The 17,432-nt window shown below is 73.2% G+C and carries 15 protein-coding genes; 9 read left to right on the plus strand and 6 right to left on the minus strand.

All coding sequences use genetic code 11. The annotated features are described in order from the left end of the window. Window positions 1–20 precede the first annotated feature (20 nt). Window positions 21–1,613, plus strand: coding sequence for an amidohydrolase (locus tag O7546_RS11300; RefSeq protein WP_281600883.1), 1,593 nt, complete (start codon window positions 21–23; stop codon window positions 1,611–1,613). 43 nt (window positions 1,614–1,656) lie between these two features. On the opposite strand, the gene O7546_RS11305 is transcribed toward O7546_RS11300, so the two are convergent. The 5 genes from O7546_RS11305 to O7546_RS11325 form a co-directional block, all read right to left on the minus strand. Beyond that, complete coding sequence (locus O7546_RS11305; protein ID WP_281600884.1) at window positions 1,657–3,366, minus strand: exo-alpha-sialidase; 1,710 nt, start codon at window positions 3,364–3,366, stop codon at window positions 1,657–1,659. Window positions 3,367–3,551: 185 nt separating this feature from the next. Then, window positions 3,552–4,550: a helix-turn-helix domain-containing protein gene (locus O7546_RS11310; RefSeq protein ID WP_281600885.1), complete on the minus strand. Its 999-nt coding sequence runs from the start codon at window positions 4,548–4,550 to the stop codon at window positions 3,552–3,554. A gap of 120 nt (window positions 4,551–4,670) precedes the next feature. Then, window positions 4,671–5,165 carry a hypothetical protein gene (locus tag O7546_RS11315; protein ID WP_194800012.1) on the minus strand — a complete coding sequence of 165 codons (495 nt, stop codon included), beginning with the start codon at window positions 5,163–5,165 and terminating at the stop codon, window positions 4,671–4,673. A 60-nt stretch (window positions 5,166–5,225) separates the two neighbouring features. Then, window positions 5,226–6,173, minus strand: a complete 948-nt coding sequence (locus tag O7546_RS11320; protein WP_194800013.1) for a hypothetical protein — start codon at window positions 6,171–6,173, stop codon at window positions 5,226–5,228. Between the two features lie 123 nt (window positions 6,174–6,296). After that, the gene (locus tag O7546_RS11325; protein WP_194800014.1) at window positions 6,297–7,028 is read right to left on the minus strand and encodes an FCD domain-containing protein; all 732 of its coding nucleotides are present in this window, start codon (window positions 7,026–7,028) and stop codon (window positions 6,297–6,299) included. A 138-nt stretch (window positions 7,029–7,166) separates the two neighbouring features. Here O7546_RS11325 and O7546_RS11330 point away from each other — a divergent pair, with 138 nt between their 5' ends. The 8 genes from O7546_RS11330 to O7546_RS11365 all read left to right on the plus strand — a co-directional run bounded on the left by O7546_RS11330 (window position 7,167) and on the right by O7546_RS11365 (window position 16,386). Beyond that, window positions 7,167–8,792, plus strand: a complete 1,626-nt coding sequence (locus O7546_RS11330; protein ID WP_281600886.1) for an ABC transporter substrate-binding protein — start codon at window positions 7,167–7,169, stop codon at window positions 8,790–8,792. Between the two features lie 103 nt (window positions 8,793–8,895). Further along, the gene (locus O7546_RS11335; RefSeq protein WP_013285836.1) at window positions 8,896–9,852 is read left to right on the plus strand and encodes an ABC transporter permease; all 957 of its coding nucleotides are present in this window, start codon (window positions 8,896–8,898) and stop codon (window positions 9,850–9,852) included. Next, window positions 9,852–11,810 (plus strand): dipeptide/oligopeptide/nickel ABC transporter permease/ATP-binding protein, encoded by a 1,959-nt coding sequence (locus O7546_RS11340; protein ID WP_194800016.1) that lies wholly within the window; start codon window positions 9,852–9,854, stop codon window positions 11,808–11,810. Before O7546_RS11335 ends, O7546_RS11340 begins: the two co-directional genes overlap by 1 nt. After that, a complete protein-coding gene (locus O7546_RS11345; protein WP_194800017.1) occupies window positions 11,807–12,874 on the plus strand; it encodes an ABC transporter ATP-binding protein in 1,068 nt (355 codons plus the stop codon). The genes O7546_RS11340 and O7546_RS11345 overlap by 4 nt, the downstream gene beginning before the upstream one ends. Further along, window positions 12,871–13,809 carry a dihydrodipicolinate synthase family protein gene (locus O7546_RS11350; RefSeq protein ID WP_194800018.1) on the plus strand — a complete coding sequence of 313 codons (939 nt, stop codon included), beginning with the start codon at window positions 12,871–12,873 and terminating at the stop codon, window positions 13,807–13,809. Before O7546_RS11345 ends, O7546_RS11350 begins: the two co-directional genes overlap by 4 nt. A 2-nt stretch (window positions 13,810–13,811) precedes the next feature. Next, window positions 13,812–14,741 (plus strand): ROK family protein, encoded by a 930-nt coding sequence (locus tag O7546_RS11355; RefSeq protein WP_194800019.1) that lies wholly within the window; start codon window positions 13,812–13,814, stop codon window positions 14,739–14,741. Next, the gene (locus O7546_RS11360) at window positions 14,738–15,427 is read left to right on the plus strand and encodes an N-acetylmannosamine-6-phosphate 2-epimerase (RefSeq protein WP_194800020.1); all 690 of its coding nucleotides are present in this window, start codon (window positions 14,738–14,740) and stop codon (window positions 15,425–15,427) included. The genes O7546_RS11355 and O7546_RS11360 overlap by 4 nt, the downstream gene beginning before the upstream one ends. Further along, window positions 15,418–16,386 carry an acetylxylan esterase gene (locus O7546_RS11365; protein ID WP_281600887.1) on the plus strand — a complete coding sequence of 323 codons (969 nt, stop codon included), beginning with the start codon at window positions 15,418–15,420 and terminating at the stop codon, window positions 16,384–16,386. The genes O7546_RS11360 and O7546_RS11365 overlap by 10 nt, the downstream gene beginning before the upstream one ends. On the opposite strand, the gene O7546_RS11370 is transcribed toward O7546_RS11365, so the two are convergent. Continuing rightward, window positions 16,383–17,426: a polyprenyl synthetase family protein gene (locus O7546_RS11370; protein ID WP_194800022.1), complete on the minus strand. Its 1,044-nt coding sequence runs from the start codon at window positions 17,424–17,426 to the stop codon at window positions 16,383–16,385. The genes O7546_RS11365 and O7546_RS11370 overlap by 4 nt on opposite strands. Between the last annotated feature and the right edge of the window lie 6 nt (window positions 17,427–17,432).

The raw sequence follows: 17,432 nt of genomic DNA on the forward strand, positions 1-17,432 counted from the left end.
GCGCCGAGGCAGGGGAGCCCATGAGCGGCACGGTCTACGAGAACGCCCGCATCCACACCCTCGACCCGGACCGCCCGTACGCCGAGGCGATGCTGGTCCGCGGCGAGCGGATCGTCGCCGTCGGTGACCTCGCCGACTGCCGGGACCGGGCCGGCGGCGGCGCGCGGCGGGTCGACCTCGGCGGGGCGGCCGTGCTGCCCGGGCTGATCGACAGCCACATCCACGCGGCGTCCTACGTGCGCGGGCTGGACCAGGTGGACCTGCGCGGCACGGCGAGCCTCGACGAGGCGCTGACCCGGATCGCGGGACACGCCGCCGCGCTGCCGCCGGACGCCTGGCTGCTCGGCGGCGGGTGGGACAGCAACAGATGGACCCGGCCGGTGCAGCCGGCCCGCACCGACCTGGACCGGGTCTGCCCGGACCGGCCGGCGGCGCTGCCGAGCATCGACGGCCACACCATCTGGGTGAACACCGCCGCCCTGGCCCGCCTCGGCATCGACGCCGCCACCCCCGACCCGCCCGGCGGGCAGATCGCGCGGGACGAGCACGGCGAGCCGACCGGCATCCTGCGCGAGGCGGCGGCCGACGCGGCGTACGCGGTGGTGCGCTCCCCGCACGCCGGTGACCTGGTGGCGCAGCTCCGCGCCCACCTGCCCCGGCTGCTCGCCGCCGGTCTGACCGGCATCCACGACCTCGACGGGCAGGACGCCCGCGCCGCCTACGAGACGCTGTACGCCCGGGGCGAGCTGCCGCTGCGGGTGCACAAGACGATCCCCGCCACCGCCCTGGACGAGGCGATCGACGCCGGCTGGGCCACCGGGGACGGGGACCGCTGGCTGAGCACCGGCCCGGTGAAGATCTTCACCGACGGCGCGCTCGGCTCGCACACCTGCCTGATGACCGAGCCGTACGACGGGGAACCCGGCAACCACGGCATCGCCGTCACCCCGGCCGAGGAGTTCGAGCGGCTGGTGGCGACCGCCGCCGGGGCGGGGATCGCGGTGGCGGCGCACGCCATCGGCGACGCGGCGAACCGGATGGTGCTGCGGGCGTACGCACGCTGGCGCGAGTCGGCCGGCCCCGGCCCGGTGGCGCGGCTGCGGCACCGGATCGAGCACACCCAGCACCTGCTGCCGGACGACGTCCCGCTGCTCGCCCGCCACGGCGTGATCGCCTCGATGCAGCCCACGCACTGCACCAGCGACATCCCGCTCACCACCCGGATGCTCGCCGGCCGGGGCCTGGCGTCGTACGCCTGGCGCAGCCTGCTCGACGCCGGGGCGACTGTGGCGTTCGGGTCGGACGCCCCGGTGGAGGACCCCGACCCGTTCTTCGGCATCCACGCCGCGGTGACCCGGCAGCAGCCCGGCGGCACCCCACCCGGCGGCGTCGACCCGCACGAGCGGCTCGACCTGGACGCCGCGCTGCGCTGCTTCACCGAGGCCGGAGCGTACGCCTCCTACGAGGAGCACCTGAAGGGCCGGCTGCGCCCCGGCATGCTCGGCGACTTCATCGTGCTGCCCACCGACCCGTACCGGGTCGAACCGGCGCGGCTGCGGGACCTGACCGTGGCGCTCACCGTGGTCGGTGGCGTGGTCCGCTGGCAGCGCTGACCGTGTCCCGCCCGGACGCCGCTGTCCGGGCGGGACACTGCGGTCAGGCGCCCTTCACCCAGTCGAGGCTGAACCGGGCGAAGTAGATGCCGCCGGTGTCGCCCACCTCGTACAGGTTGCCGACAGTGCCGTCGGCCAGGACCGCCATCGTCGAGTAACCGGCGCCGCCGGGCTTGACCAGCGCCCGCGCCGGCCAGGTCGCGCCGTCGTCGGTGGACAGCCGGACGGTGAGGTCGTTGCGCGCGCTCGGGTGCGCGTTGTTGCTGAACAGCGCCGTGCGGGTGCGTACCGGCGCGCGGTTCGCGCCGACCTCGGCCGGGCGCAGGTAGGACATCTCGTCGGCGTTGCAGAGCGGGTCGGTCAGCACGGCGCTCGCCGTCGCCGGACCGAACGTCGCGGCGCCGTCGGTGGAGGTGGCGTAGAAGCGGCTGCGGGTCGAGTTGTGCCGCATGTTCTGCATCACTGCGCCGGTGCTGCGTTCGATCGCCTTGCTCTCGTTGATGTTCGCGCCGGCGGATCCGCCGCGGCGCCAGGTCGCGCCGTGGTCGTCGCTGTAGATGGTCGCGGCGTGGCTGGTGCCCGCGGCGTCCCGGTAGGCGATCGGCTGGATCAGGCGGCCGGTGCTGGTCTGGATGCCGTGGCCGGAGGAGAAGAACACCTGCCGCCAGGTGGGGTCCTTGACGGCCGGGTTCAGCTCGACCGGGGCGCTCCAGGTGGCGCCGTCGTCCCGGCTGGTGATGTAGCGCAGATGCATGCTGTTCGGGTCGTCGGCGGTGTTCAGGCCGGAGCCGCCGGACCAGAAGCTGATGCCGGGCCGGGGGGAGTAGGTGAAGAAGCAGTAGACGACGCCGGTGGCGCGGTCCACGAGCAGGCTGGGGTCGCCGACGCCCTCGCTGGTGGTGGGCGGCGCGTGGATGACGCGGGGCTGCTCGAAGGTGCGCCCGCCGTCGGTGCTGCGGATCATCACGATCTGGATGTTGTTGGTGCCGCCGCCGAGGTCGTACGAGCCGTTGACCCGGGCGTCGGCCACGGCGATGACGGTGCCGTTGTTGCTCACGGCCAGGCCGGGGATGCGGACCGAGGCGACGGTGCCGTTGTAGCGGCCGTTCGCGCCGTTGAGGTCGCGGATCACTGTCTGCGTGGTCAGCAGCGTGGTGGTGGCGAGCTGCGGGTTGCCGGCGGCGAGGTCGCAGGAGGTGGTGCCGCGCAGCGTGGTGTCGAAGCCCGGCGCGGTGACCCGCAGCGTGTACGGCGTGCCGGCGCCGACGGTCCAGTAGTGCAGGAAGTTGCCGCCGGCGGCGATGGTGCGGGTCCACGGCGAGCCGGTGCGTCCGGGCCAGGTGACGGTGAAGTCGCGGGCCGTCGTGGTGCGGTTCTCCAGCGCGAGCTGGAGGCGGCCGTTCGTGCAGTCGAAGCCGGCCAGCGCGGACATGCCGGTGCCGCAGTGGAAGATGCCGCCGGTGGTCTCGTCCAGGCCGGTCGGGGTCGTCGTGCGCAGTGTGTACGGCGTGCCGGGGGACAGCGTCCAGTACAGCTCGGCGCTGCCACCGGCGGCGACCGTGCGGGTCCACGGCGAGCCGGAGCGACCGGGCCAGGTGACGGTGTAGGTCTGCGTCGTGGCGCTGCGGTTGTCGAGGTCGAGCAGCAGCCGGCCGGCGGTGCAGTCGGCACCGACGGTGGCTGTCACACCGGCGGGGGCGGCGGCCTGGGCAGCGGTGGCGGGCAGTACGGAGAGGAGGGTGAGGGCGGCCACCGCGAGGACGGTTGCGCGGCGCGGTATGGCGCGGCGAGGGGACACGTGGTTCCTTCCGGACGGGGGAGGGGGAATCGGACTTAGCTATAAGACGTCAGATGTCCGATGTCTGCACGCTAGGCGGATTCACCCCGGCCCGTCAAGGATCGGTTGCGGTCGACGTCCCCGTCCGGCCCGGGGAGTCGTCAGCGGTCCGGTCCGTGCGTCTCGCCGAGCAGTGCCTCGCCCATCGCGGTGAGCCGGTGCAGCACCAGGTTGCCGTGCCGCTGGCTGGTGATCAGTCCGGCCTCGCGCAGGATGGTGGTGTGATGGCTGGTGGTGGCCGGCGAGATGCGGGCACGCCGGGCCAGCTCGCCGGTGGTGGCGCCGCTCGCGGCGGCGCGCAGGACCGCGACCCGGGTGTGGCCGAGCAGCGGACCGAGCCGGCGTTGCGGGCCGGCCGGCGGCGCCGGTTCCGCTCGCTGCCGGCGCGCCGGATAGACGAGCGTCGGCGGCAGGTCGGGGTCGGCCAGCGTGATCGGCGCGTGCCAGCAGAAGTACGACGGGACCAGCGTGATGCCCCGGCCGTCGAGATGCATGTCCCGGTCCTCCGGGTAGCCGTGCACGGACAGCACCGGCGGATCCCAGGAGGTCTCCGGGCTCAGGTCGTCGAGGATCTGCCCGGCGCCGTTGTCGAGGACCCAGGCCCCGCGCAGCGCCCGGTCGCCGGAGACGGCGGAGGTGATCTGCGTCCAGTAGGGAGCGAGCGCGACCCGGAAGTAGGCGCGCAGCGCGTCGCCGAGGCCGTGCCGGGCGGCGAGCCGGCCGGCTGCCAGGTCGCTCATCCACGCGCCGTCGACGGGCGTCACCATCCGCCCGAGTTCGGTGCGGATCCGCCGGGCCGGGGTGCCGAGCACCCGGTCGATCCCCTCGTCGAGGTCGGTGACGGGGCCCGGTGTGAGGAAGTCCGGGAAGTAGCGCTTGAGCGGCGCGACGGGCAGGAGCCGCTCGCGGACGACCGGGACGAGACCGGCGCGCTCCAGGTCCGGACGGATCTGCCGGTGCCACCGGGCGTAACCCGCGTAACCGGCCCGGGTCTGGAGGCGGTGCAGGCTACAGATGATCTCCCACAGTGGATCCGGCCGGGCCGCCAGCCGGGTGCGGCTGAGGTCCCCGGCCGTGAAGTGGATGCGTAGCGTCCCCATGACGCACAGTGTTCCGACGCGCGCCGCCGCGCTCAGTCTCGTCCACGACATTGACGTATATCGCTGGATTGGACGCGGCGGGGCGGCAGCCGCACGGCTGCCGCCCCGCCCTGTCCCAGCTCAGCCCGCGCTGCAGCTCGTACGCCACCGGTGGGAGGCGATGTTGTCGTTTGTGGTCTCCCCGTAGCCGCCCCGCGTGGAGCCCCAGTTGAAGGTGTGCTGGGTGAGGTTGTCCCACACCTCGCCGGCGCCGAGACACGCGTACGCGCCGGTGTAGTCGGGGTGGATGTAGAGGGCGACCGGCCGGCCGGTGTTGGAGTCGTTCCAGGCCGAGGACGCCAGGTTGCGCATGCTTGCCCGGTTGTTGTAGTCGCAGTTGGCGTTCTCCGCCGTGTTGATCGTGTCCCAGTTGTTGTCGGCGTTGTACCACCAGCACCACCGGCCGGCCCAGTTGGCGTCCTGGCTGACGTACAGGTAACCGCTGCCCGCGGCGGCACGCTGCGCCGTGTCCGCGTGCGGGGTCGGCCGGGGCGCGGCCTGGGCGGCGGTGGCGGTGAAGGCCAGCGCGGCTGCCGCCGCGACCACTGTGGCCAGCGCGGACCGTAGTGCTCTCATGGTGTTTCCCTTCAGTCGGGTCCTTCCGTGGCGGGCCGCCACGGACGTCGTGGGGGTGGGTCAGCCGGCGGCCAGCACGGCGCGTGCCAGCGGCAGCGCGGCGGCCTCCAGGCGGAGGCGTTCGGCGACCTCGGTGTGGAACCGCCTGTCGAGGGCGGCCCGATGCTCGGCGTCGAGCCGCCGGGCGAGCGGGCCGAGCCCGGTCCGGGCCGCACAGGTCGCCTCGGCCACCGCCAGCCTGATCTCGCCGGGCGTGGCGGAGCCGGCAGCCGGCTCGGGCACCGACGCGCGGGCCGATGCCGGGTCGGCCACGTCGTGCCCGTCGGCGTGCATGCACCGCCGCCACGCCCGTACGCCGTCGGCGTAGCGGGGGTCGGCGAGCACCCGGCCGACGCGCAGGCCGGCCAGGTTGTCCGTGACTTTCGTGGCGCGGTACCAGCCGGGCAGGTCGCGGTAGAGCTGCCGCTCCGCCTCGGACGTGCAGCTGTGGCTGCTGCGGCGCAGCACGCCGCCGGCCGGCAGCGTCGCGCGCAGGGCGTCGGGCTCGCCGGGGTCGCCGTTGACCGCGCGTACGGCGGCGGCGCCGCGTTCGGGGGGCAGCTCCCGGACGTACCGGGCGTTCGGGTCGGCCGCCATCGCCTCCTGGAGGCGGCGTTCCAGGGCGCCGCCGTATCCGTACCGGCGGGCGTAGGAGACGTCGTCGAGGCCGTACGGGAATTCTCGCAGCTCCGGCACCGGCTGCCGGGGAACCGGCCAGTAGCGGAAACCGCGACGCTGCATGCAGTCGCGGATCAGCACCTGCGTGGCGGCGTACCGCACGTCGGCGGCCGGGGCGGCGGCGGGCAGGACCGGTACGGCGGCGGCACTCACCGCGGGCGCGCGCTGACTCTCGGGCGGCGGCGCGACGTCCGGGCGCGCGCCCAGCGCCCCGGCCACCGCCGCCGCGAGGGCGGCGGGGACCGCGACGGCGTACCACCTCGACCGCGCTCGGCGCGACACCACCGCCATGACGTGCACCTCGGCTGTCCGGGGCGCCCGGTGCGCCCGTCAGAAGACAGCTTCGGTGCGGGGCGTGCGCCGGGACAGAGACCTTCGATCAGGCTCGAACGACAGGTCCCGGCGTACGGCGGATCAGGTCTGTGCGGCGCGGGCGATGCTCGCCCGGATGGGCGCGTAGTGCTCGGCGACGGCCGATCGCAGCGCCGCCGCGTCGGCGGCGGTGAGGGCGGCGACGATCGCCTGGTGCCGCTGGGCGGTGATGACCCGGTCCTCCGGCTCGGTCTGCAGCGTGGGCGCGACGATGGCCTGCACCTGCCAGAACGCCTCGGTGAGCTGGACCAGCAGGTCGTTGCCGAGGGGTTCCATCAGCTTCAGGTGGAAGGCGCGGTCGACGTCGAGGAAGTCCTCGCCCCGGGCGGCCCGGCTGTGCATCTCGTCGGCGAGCGCGGACAGCTCCGAACGGTGCCGCTCGTCCAGGGCGTCGATGACGGTGGCGGCCAGTCCCTGCTCCAGCGTCTGGCGGATGTCGACGACCTGGGCCAGTACGTGGTGGTCGTCCTCGCCGCTGAGCAGGCCGCGGAACGTCAGGCTCTCCACCAGGGCGTTGAGGGACATACGGCCGACGAACGTGCCGTGGCCGTGGCGCACCTCGACGATGTCGAGCGCGGAGAGGATCTTCACTGCCTCGCGGACGCTGGAGCGGCTGGCGCCGACGGCCTCGCACAGCTCCGTCTCGGTGGGCAGGAGGTTCCCCGGCTTGAGGCGGTTGCGCAGGATGTACTCCTTGATCCTGGTGGCGACCTCCTGCCGGCGAGGGCTGGGCCGCTCGGCGCCGCGTAGCGGACTGGCGTCAATGGTCGTCATCTGCCCCTTGCCCTTCGTTCCCGAATCTGACACCCTCACCCTACCGGCATCAGACGTCAGACGTCATACACCTTATGCTTCACATCCCCGAGCGCGAGCGGTCACGCGAGCGCATGAAGAGCCTATGGAGGCAGCTACGTGAGCACCACCGGTAAGCCGTCGAGGAGCCGGCGCGCCCTGCGCGGCCGCGTCCGCTCCCTGACCGTCGCCTCCCTCGCGGGCGGCCTCGCGGTCGCGCTGGCGGCCTGCAGTGGCGGTCCCGCCTCGACAAACGCCGTGGGCGACGGGAAGGGGGGCACGTCCATCGAGGCGACGCTGGCCTTCACGCTCTCCAGCGGTTTCGATCCCAGCAACGCCTCCTCGGCCGTGGCGACAGCGGTCAACCAGCACGTCTTCGAGGGCCTCGTCGACCTCGACCCGATCACGCGGGAACCCTACAACGCCCTGGCCAAGAGCGACCCGACCCCCGGGGCCGACGGCCGGACGTACACCGTGACGCTGCGTGACGGGGCGAAGTTCTTCGACGGCACCCCGGTCACCGCCGAGGACGTGGCCTGGTCCTTCACCCGCGTGCTCAAGCCCGCGGACCCGAAGGCGCCGCCGCTGATGCAGGGCTTCGTGTCGTTCCTGGACACCGTCACCGCCAAGGACGCGACGACCGTCGAGTTCACGCTGAAGTACCCGTTCGCGCTGTTCAGCGAGCGGATCTCGGTCATCAAGGTCGTCCCCAAGGCCAAGACCGGTGACCCGGCCGCGGCCAAGGCGTTCGACACCGCCCCGATCGGCTCCGGCCCGTTCAAGGTGGACAGCGCGTCCAAGGAATCCGGCATCAAGCTGAGCAAGAACGCGAACTACAACGGCCCGCGCGCCGCCAAGGTCGAGACGATGACGTGGAACACCACCACCGAGGCGTCGGCCCGTGTGTCGGACCTGCAGGGCGGCCGGGTGCAGGCCATCGAGGCCGTGCCGTACCTGAACGTGGACTCGCTCAAGGACAAGTACACGATCGACGTGAAGCAGGCCTTCAACCAGGTCTTCCTCATGTTCAACAACTCCGCCGCGCCGTTCAGCGACAAGCGGGTGCGCCAAGCCCTGCACTACGCCATCGACAAGGAGGCGGTCATCAAGACCGCGCTCAACGGCTACGGCAGCCCGGCGACGAGCTACCTCGACGAGGGCAACAAGGCCTACCAGAAGGCCGCCACCGTCTACGACTACAACCCGGACAAGGCCAAGGCCCTGCTCCAGGAGGCCGGCGTCACCAACCTGTCGTTCCGGCTCGACACCACCGACAGTTCGGTGGTCAAGGACGTCGCCCCGCTGGTCATCGAGCAGTGGAAGAAGATCGGCGTCAACGCCACGCTCAACACCGTGCCGTCCTCGGCCATCTACGGCGACATCGTCCCCAAGGACACCTTCCGGGTGCTCATGGCCACCGGTGACCCGAGCGTCTTCGGCGTCGACACCGACCTGCTGATGCGCTGGTACTACTTCGGCGAGACCTGGCCGGGCCAGCGCTACCGCTGGAGCGACGCCGACCGCAAGGCCATGAGCGACCTGCTCGACAAGGCCGCGCAGACCTCCGACGAGACGGCCCGCAAGGCGCTGTGGAAGCAGGCCCTGGACATGGCGGCGGACCAGGTGCCGCTGTACCCGATCCTGCACACCAAGGTCGTCACCGCGTACGACCCGGCCAAGGTGGACGGCTTCTCCGGCGCTTCCACCACCGGCCTGTACTTCCTGGGCACCGGCCGGACCGGCTGAGCCCGCGCTCGGGGTTCCGGCCCCGCAGGCGTCCCGCCCGGCCCCACGTGACCCGTGCGGCCGGGCGGGGCGTCCCGGCGCCCCGCCACGAGAAAGAGAATCCATGCTGACCGTCCTGAACCTGGTCGCACGACGATTCCTGACGCTGATCCCCCTGGTGCTGGGCATCACGCTCTTCGTCTTCGTGATCATGCAGTTCTCCCCGATCGACCCGGCGTTGTCAGTCCTCGGTGACCAGGCCACGCCGGCGCAGGTCGAGGCGTTCCGCGCCGCCAACGGCCTGAACGACCCGCTGCCGCTGCGCTACCTGCACTTCCTCGGCGACCTCGTCCGCGGCGACCTCGGCATGACGTTCCCGCCGTCGGTCCCGGTCGCCGAGAAGATCGCCATGGCGCTGCCGCTGACCATCCAGCTCACCGCGCTCGGCGTCGTCGGCGCGCTCGTCATCGCGCTGGCGCTCGGCATCCCGGCCGCCCTGTACCGGGACCGCTGGCCCGACCAGGTCATCCGGATCGTCTCCATGGCCGGCATCGCCACGCCCTCGTTCTGGCTGGCCCTGCTGTTCATCCAGGAGTTCTCGGTCCGCCGGCCGATCTTCCCGACCGGCGGCTACGTCAACCCCGCCGACTCGGTCGGTCTGTGGTTGCAGTCGCTGGCCATGCCCGCGCTGGCGCTTGCCGTACCGGTCGGCTGCTCGCTGGCCCGGATCGTCCGGACGTCGATGGTCGAGGAACTCGACAAGGACTACGTCCGCACCGCGATCGGCGCCGGACTGCCGCCGCGCGTGGTGATCGGCCGCAACGTGCTGCGCAACGCGCTGGTCAACCCGCTCACCGCGCTCGGCCTGCGGATCGGCTACCTGATCGGCGGCACCGTCGTCATCGAGGCGATCTTCTCGCTGCCCGGCATGGGCACCCAGATCATGAGCGCCGTCCAGCAGAACGACACCGCGCTGGCCCAGGGCACCGTGCTGACCATCGCGCTGTGCTTCGTCCTGGTGAACCTGGTCGTCGACATCCTCTACCTCTTCGCCAACCCCCGACTGCGCGGAGGCCACTGATGCGCCGGTCCCTCACCACGCGGCTGTCCCGCCCCGGCATGGCCTTCGCCCGGCTCGGTCTCGCGGCCCGGTTCGCGCTCGGCTTCGTCGCGCTCATCGTCGTCGTCGGCGTGCTCGCCCCGCTGCTGCTGCGTCACGACCCCACCCAGACCGGGCTCGGACCGGCGCTGACCGGCCCGAACGGTGACTTCTGGTTCGGTCTGGACAAGCTCGGCCGGGACGTCTTCTCCCGGCTGGTCGCCGGCACCCGGCGCTCCCTGATCGTCGGGTTCGGCGCGGCCGGCATCGCGCTGGTGCTCGGCGCGATCCTCGGCGCGATCGCCGGCAGTAGCCGGACCGTCGTCGACGAGATCATCATGCGCTGCCTCGACGTGGTGATGGCCTTCCCCACGATCGTGCTCTCCGCGCTGCTGATCATCTCGTTCGGCAAGAACAGCCTGCTGGTCCTCGTCATCGCGATCGGCTTCGTGTTCACCCCGTCGGTCGCGCGCATCGTCCGCGCCAACGTGCTGTCCCAGTACGGCGAGGACTACGTGGCCGCCGAGCGGATCATCGGCGCCCGGCGGCCGCACATCCTCTGGCGGCACGTCCTGCGCAACTGCGCCGCCCCGATCCTGGTCTTCGTCACCGTCATGGTGGCCGACGCGATCGTCTTCGAGGCGTCGCTGTCCTTCATCGGCGGCGGCCTCGCCCCGCAGGAGGCGGCCTCCTCGTGGGGCTCGGTGATCGCGTTCGGCAAGGAGATGGTGCAGATCGGCGGCTGGTGGGCCACGTTCTTCCCCGGCCTGCTGATCCTGCTCACCGTGCTGGCGCTCAACGTGCTCTCCGAGGGCATGTCCGACGCGTGGGCCGCCCCGGCCGCGCGCCGTGCCACGTCCACCACCAGCGGCGACGCGCTGGAGCAGGCGAAGCCCGGCACCGGCGAGGTGGTCGAGCTGCCGGGCCTCGCCGAGGCGGCGCGGCGGCTGCGCGAACGCGCCCGCCCGCTGCCGCAGGGCAAGCCGGTCCTTCAGGTCAGCGACCTGTCCATCGGCTTCGAGGGCCGCCACCGCGGCGTGGACATCGTCGACGGGCTCTCCTTCGACGTCCGCCCCGGCGAGGTCGTCGGCCTGGTGGGGGAGTCCGGCTCGGGCAAGTCGCTCAGCGTCCTGGCGGTGATGGGCCTGCTGCCGCAGGGCGCCCGGGTACGTGGCGAGATCCGCTTCCAGGACACGAACCTGCTGAAGCTGAACGCCAAGGGCCGCCGTGCCCTGATGGGGCGCGAGATCGCCATGGTCTACCAGGACGCGCTGTCGGCGCTGAACCCGGCGCTGCGCGTCGGCGCCCAGCTCGCCCAGATGATCCGCCGCGGCGGCACCCGCTCGGCCGAGGAGCTCATGCGGCTGGTCGGGCTGGACCCGCAGCGCACGCTCGCCGCGTACCCGCACGAGCTGTCCGGCGGGCAGCGGCAGCGCGTGGTGATCGCCATGGCGCTGTCCCGCGATCCGAAGCTGATCATCGCGGACGAGCCGACCACCGCGCTCGACGTCACGGTGCAGGCCCAGGTGATGAAGCTGCTGCTGGACCTGCGCGAGCGGCTCGGCTTCGCCCTCATCCTGGTCAGCCACGACCTCGCCCTGGTCAGCGACGTCTGCGACCGGGTCGTGGTGATGTACGGCGGCCAGATCGTGGAGACCGGCGTGACCGCCGACGTGATGGAGGCGCCCGCCCACCACTACGCCCGCGGCCTGCTCGGTTCCGTCCTGTCCCTGGAGACCGGCGCGGAACGGCTCACCCAGATCCGCGGCGTGGTGCCGTCACCGGCCGACTTCCCGAAGGGCTGCCGGTTCTCCGACCGCTGCCCGATGGCGACCGAGATCTGCCGGGGCACCGCGCCCGCCCTGGAGGGCACGGACGGCCACGGGTACGCCTGCCACCACCCCGCCGTCACCGTCAGCGAGAAGGAGCCGGCCCGATGAGCGCCACCGCCGAGCACCGGCCGATCGCCGAGCTGAGCGACGTGCACGTGGTGCACGCCGCGCGCGGCGGCGGCATGTTCAGCCGGGAGAAGGTCTACGCGCTCACCGGCGCCGACCTGGTCATCCGGGCCGGCGAGACGGTCGGCATCGTGGGCGAGTCCGGCTGCGGCAAGTCGACGCTGGCAAAGGTGCTCGTCGGCCTGCAACGACCGACCGCCGGCACGGTGTCGTTCGCCGGCAAGGACGTGTGGTCGATGAGCACGGCCGAGCGGCGCGAGCACATCGGCGCGGGCGTCGGCATGATCTTCCAGGACCCGGCCACCTCGCTGAACCGCCGCATGCCGGTACGCGACATCCTGCGCGACCCGCTCGACGTGCACCGCCGGGGCACCCGGCAGCAGCGCGAGCAGCGGGTGACCGAGCTGATGGCCCTGGTGGGCCTGCCCCGCTCGGTCGCCGACGTGCTGCCCAGCCAGCTCTCCGGCGGGCAGCGCCAGCGGGTGTCCATCGCCCGCGCGCTGGCCCTGGAACCGGGACTGGTCATCGCCGACGAGCCGACGAGCGCGCTCGACGTGTCGGTCCGGGCCCAGATCCTCAACCTGCTGCTGGACCTCAAGGACCGGCTCGGGCTGGCGATGGTGCTGGTGTCGCACGACATCCAGACCGTCAAGCGGGTCAGCGACCGGGTCGTCACCATGTACCTGGGCCGCATCGTCGAGCAGACGCCCGCCGCCCTGCTGCCCGAGGGCGGCCGGCACCCGTACACCAGGGCCTTGTTCTCGGCCACGCCGGGCCTGCTGTCACCGATCGAGCCCATCCCGCTGGTCGGTCCGGTCCCGTCGGCCACCCGGCCGCCGAGCGGCTGCCCGTTCCGGACCCGCTGCTGGGCCGCCACCGACGGCTGCGCCGTGGACATGCCGGCGCCGCGCCCCGCCGAGGGTGAGGGCCACGAGTTCCGCTGCCACCACCCGGTGCCCGCCGGAACCGCGAACACCGAACTGGTCGCGCTCGCCACCTCGGCGACCGGCCGCACCACATCTGAGTCTGTCGAGGAGAACCTGTGACCACCCCAGCCCCGCGGTTCGCCGGAGTCGTGCCGCCGGCCGTGACCCCCCTGACCGATGAGGGCGAGGTCGACGTCCACTCGCTGGAACGGCTGGTCGAGTGGCTGCTCGACGCCGGCGTCGACGGCATCTTCGCCCTCGGCAGCTCCGGCGAGACGGTCTTCCTCACCGACCGGCAGCGGGACCTGGCCCTGGAGACCATCGTGAAGACCGCCGGCGGCGCCGTGCCGGTCATCGCCGGCTGTATCGAACCCACCACCCGCCGGGTCGTGGAGCGCGCCGAGGCGTCCACCCGGCTGGGCGCGGACGGCCTGGTCGTGACCGCGCCGTTCTACGCCATCGTCGGCCCGCACGAGATCGAGCGGCACTTCCGGGCCGTCGCCGCGGCGGTCGAGCTTCCGCTGCTGGCGTACGACATCCCGGTCTGCGTGCACAGCAAGCTCTCCGTCGACCTGCTGACCCGGCTCGCCGCCGACGGCGTGCTGGCGGGCGTCAAGGACTCCAGCGGCGACGACGTCGCGTTCCGCCAGCTCGCGCTGGCCGTCGCCGAGCACGCGCCGGAGCGCGACTTCAGCCTGCTCACCGGCCACGAGGTGGTGGTCGACGCGATGATGCTCGCCGGTGGCTCCGGCTCGGTGCCCGGACTGGGCAACGTGGACCCGGCCGGGTACGTGCGGCTGCACCGCGCCTGCGTGGCGGGCGACTGGACCGCGGCCCGCCGGGAGCAGGACCGCCTGACCCGGCTGTTCCGCATCGTCGACGCGGCCGACCCGGCCACCTCGGCGGGCGCCACCCGGGGCGTCGGCGCGTTCAAGACCGCACTGTCCCTGCTCGGCGTCATCGCCGGCAACGCGGTGTCGCTGCCGCTGCGGCCGCTGGACGCGGCCGAGACGGGCCGCGTGCGTACCCAGCTGGAACTGGCCGGGCTGCTCTGACCATGCCCGACGTGAGCACCACCGGTCTGGTCGCCGCGCTCGACATCGGCGGCACCAAGACCACCGCCGCCCTGGTCACCGCCGCCGGAGAGGTCGTGGGCCGGCGCACCGCGCCGACACCTGGTCGCTCCGGTGCTGCCGCGGTGCTCGACACCGCGGCCGGCCTGGTGGAGAAGCTGCGGGCGGACGCGCCGGGCGTCGTACGGGCGCTCGGCGTCGGTAGCGCCGGAGTCATCGACAGCGGCTCCGGCCTGGTGCTGTCCGCCACCGACGTGCTGACCGGGTGGACCGGCACGGACCTGCGTGGCGACCTGAGCCGGCGCCTGGGCGTACCGGTCACCGTGATCAACGACGTGCACGCCCACGCGCTGGGCGAGGCGCGTCACGGCGTCGCGGCCGGCTACGACACGGTGCTCTACGTCGCCGTGGGCACCGGCGTCGGCGCGTCGTTCGTCCTCGGCGACACCGTGCTCACCGGTGCGCACAGCGCGGCCGGGCACGCCGGGCACCAGCCGTCGGCGTACGCCGGAACGCTCGCCTGCACCTGCGGCGGGCGCGGGCACCTGGAGGCGATCGCCGCCGGGCCCGCGCTCACCGCCGAGTACGTCCGGCGTACCGGCCGGGCGGTGGCCGACCTGCGGGCCGTCGCCGCGCTCGCCGCGGACGGCGACGAGACGGCCCGGGATGTCGTCCGGCTGGGCGGCGCGGCTGTCGGTTCCGCCGTCGGCGGCCTGGTCAACGTGCTCGACCCCGCCGCCGTGGTGATCGGCGGCGGCGTCACCGGTCTCGGCGAGCCGTGGTGGCGGGCGCTGCGCGACGCGGTGCCCGCCGAGACACTGCCCGCCCTGGCCGCAGTGCCGGTCCTCGCCTCCACCCTCGGACCCGACGCGCCACTGCTCGGCGCCGCCTCGCTCGCCTGGAAGGTCTCATGAACGCGCTCGTCGACCAGCTCCGTGACCGCCTGGTGGTCTCCTGCCAGGCGTACCCGGGTGAGCCGATGCGCGACCCGGACACCATGCGCCGGGTCGCGCTCGCCACCGCACGCGGCGGCGCCGCCGGCATCCGCGCCCAGGGGCTGGCGGACATCGCGGCGATCCGCGCGGCGGTGGACCTGCCGCTGATCGGGCTCTGGAAGGACGGCGACGACGACATCTTCATCACCCCGACCCTCGAACACGCGCTCGCCGTCGCCGACGCCGGGGCGCACGTCGTCGCGCTCGACGGCACGTCCCGGCCCCGGCCCGACGGCCGTACGCTCGCCGAGACGATCGCCGCCGTGCACGAGCGCACCGGCGCGCTCGTGATGGCCGACTGCTCCACCTTCGACGAGGGCGTGGCCGCCGCCGCTGCCGGCGCCGACCTGGTCGGTACCACGCTCGCTGGCTACACCGCGTACACCACGAAGGGCGACGGGCCGGACCTGGACCTGGTCGCCCGGCTCGCCGCCGCGATCGAGGTCCCGGTGGTCGCCGAGGGACGCATCCACACCCCGGAGCAGGCCGCGCAGGCGCTGCGGGCGGGCGCGTGGACGGTCGTGGTGGGCACTGCCATCACCCACCCGAGCACGATCACCGGCTGGTTCGCCTCGGCCGTGCGGGAGGCCGCGTCGTGCCGCTGACCGACCTCGACCTGGCCGGCTGTCTGGCGTACCGGCCGGAGCTTCACGTGCCGGCGGACCTGGACGCGTTCTGGGCGCGCACGCTCGGCGGCGGCGACCCGGAGCGTGCGGTCTACGAGCCGGTCGACACCGGGCTGACCCAGATCCGGACGTACGCCGCCACGATCCCCGGTTTCGGCGGTGAGCCGGTACGCGGATGGCTGCACCTGCCGGCCGGTGCCGACGGGCCGCTGCCCTGCGTGGTCGAGTACCTCGGCTACGGCCGGGGCCGCGGCCTGGCGCACGAGAAGCTGTTCTGGGCCGCGGCGGGGTTCGCGCACCTGATCATGGACAGCCGGGGCCAAGGCTGGAGCGCCGCCACCGGCGGCACGCCCGACCCGCACCCCTACCCGGCCGGCACCGTGCCCGGCTTCCTCACCCGGGGCGTCGACGACCCGGCCGAGCACTACTACCGGCGGCTGATCACCGACGCGGTGCGCTTCGCCGAGGCGGCCCGGCGGCACCCGGCCGTCGACCCCGCCCGGGTAGCGGTGACCGGCTTCAGCCAGGGCGGCGGCCTGGCCCTGGCCGCCGCAGCGCTGTGCCCGGACGTCGTGGCGGTCATGCCGGACGTGCCGTTCCTCTGCGACATCCGCCGGGGCGTGCGCGTCGCCGGCCCGGACAGCCCGTACGCCGAGGTCGTCGAGTACCTCGCGCTGCACCGCGACCGCGCCGACCGGGTGTTCCGCACGCTGTCCTACCTGGACGCCGCCGTGCTCGCGCCGCGCGCGACAGCGCCGGCGCTGTTCTCGATCGCGCTGCGGGACCAGGTCTGCCCGCCGTCGACCTGCTTCGCCGCCTACCACCGCTACGGCGGCGACAAGGACGTGCGGGTGTACGAGTTCAACGACCACGAGGGCGGCGAGGCGGCACACCAGCGCGAACAGCTCACCTGGCTGCGCGCGATCCTGGGCGCCTAACGCGCGCGTTCCACCACGTAGTCGGTCAGCTCCAGCAGGAAACGGCCGTCCTCGCTGTCGGCGGCGGCGCCGAGCGCCCGCTCACCCTCGCGGCGGGCGGCCAGCGCGAGGTCCCGGGCGCTGCGCCGCGCCGACTCCACACAGTCGTACGCGAGCAGTCGCCCGTGCAGCCAGCGCACCTCGGCGTCGGTGCGCTCCGCGCGGGTACGGCTCAGCAGCCGCACGAGCCGTTCGCGTTCCTCCGGTGTGCACCGCCGCATGAAGTCGATCAGGATCAGCGTGCGTTTGCCCTCCCACAGGTCACCGGCGATCTCCTTGCCGTACCGGGCGTAGTCGCCGGTGAGGTTGAGCGCGTCGTCCTGGATCTGGAACGCCGCGCCCAGATACCAGCCGTAGCGGTCGAGCACGTCGACGGCGTTCTCCCGGCCGGTCGCCACGAGGACGCCGGTGCGGCACGGGTAGATGCACGTGTACCAGGACGTCTTCTTCAGGCACATCCGGTAGTAGTCGTCGGCGTCGAGGTCGCACACGTTGTCGCGGATCCAGCCGATCTCGATGGCCTGCCCCTCCAGCGAGTGGCGCATCATCAGCTCGGTCTCGGTGAACAGCCGCCAGGCGATCCCGGAGCCGAGGGCCGCCCGGTTCGCCGCCAGCCGCCGCAACGCCAGCAGGTTCGTCATGTTGCCGACGTTCAGCGCCACGCCCACGCCGTACTCGGCGTGCAGCGTCCGCCCGCCGCGTCGCTGCTCGCTGGAATCCTGGATGTCGTCGTGGATGAGGAAGGCGTTGTGAAACAGCTCCACCGTCACTGCGGCGTTGAGGCCCACCGCGTCGCCGCCGCCGAACGCCCGGCACGTGGCCAGGCACAGCGCGGCGCGCAGCCCCTTGCCCCACCGGCGCGGATACTCCGCGACCAGGTCGTAGAGGTAGCGCGGGCCGCCGTCGGGCACGTCGTCGAGCAGCGCGCCGAGGGCGAGCCCGCGATAGCGCTCCAGCATCCGTTCCACGTGCCCGCCGGCCACCCCGGTGGGCGGCGCCATCGCGCG

The sequence above is a fragment of the Micromonospora sp. WMMA1976 genome, from assembly GCF_027497335.1.
GTDB classification, from domain to species: Bacteria; Actinomycetota; Actinomycetes; order Mycobacteriales; family Micromonosporaceae; genus Micromonospora; species Micromonospora aurantiaca.

Coding starts and splice junctions, on each gene's coding strand:
- O7546_RS11300 (WP_281600883.1), top strand. CDS start 21: ATGAGCGGCACGGTCTACGAGAACGCCCGCATCCACACCCTCGACCCG.
- O7546_RS11335 (WP_013285836.1), top strand. CDS start 8,896: ATGCTGACCGTCCTGAACCTGGTCGCACGACGATTCCTGACGCTGATC.
- O7546_RS11340 (WP_194800016.1), top strand. CDS start 9,852: ATGCGCCGGTCCCTCACCACGCGGCTGTCCCGCCCCGGCATGGCCTTC.
- O7546_RS11360 (WP_194800020.1), top strand. CDS start 14,738: ATGAACGCGCTCGTCGACCAGCTCCGTGACCGCCTGGTGGTCTCCTGC.
- O7546_RS11355 (WP_194800019.1), top strand. CDS start 13,812: ATGCCCGACGTGAGCACCACCGGTCTGGTCGCCGCGCTCGACATCGGC.
- O7546_RS11310 (WP_281600885.1), bottom strand. CDS start 4,550: ATGGGGACGCTACGCATCCACTTCACGGCCGGGGACCTCAGCCGCACC.
- O7546_RS11370 (WP_194800022.1), bottom strand. CDS start 17,426: ATGGCGCCGCCCACCGGGGTGGCCGGCGGGCACGTGGAACGGATGCTG.
- O7546_RS11320 (WP_194800013.1), bottom strand. CDS start 6,173: ATGGCGGTGGTGTCGCGCCGAGCGCGGTCGAGGTGGTACGCCGTCGCG.
- O7546_RS11325 (WP_194800014.1), bottom strand. CDS start 7,028: ATGACGACCATTGACGCCAGTCCGCTACGCGGCGCCGAGCGGCCCAGC.
- O7546_RS11345 (WP_194800017.1), top strand. CDS start 11,807: ATGAGCGCCACCGCCGAGCACCGGCCGATCGCCGAGCTGAGCGACGTG.
- O7546_RS11315 (WP_194800012.1), bottom strand. CDS start 5,165: ATGAGAGCACTACGGTCCGCGCTGGCCACAGTGGTCGCGGCGGCAGCC.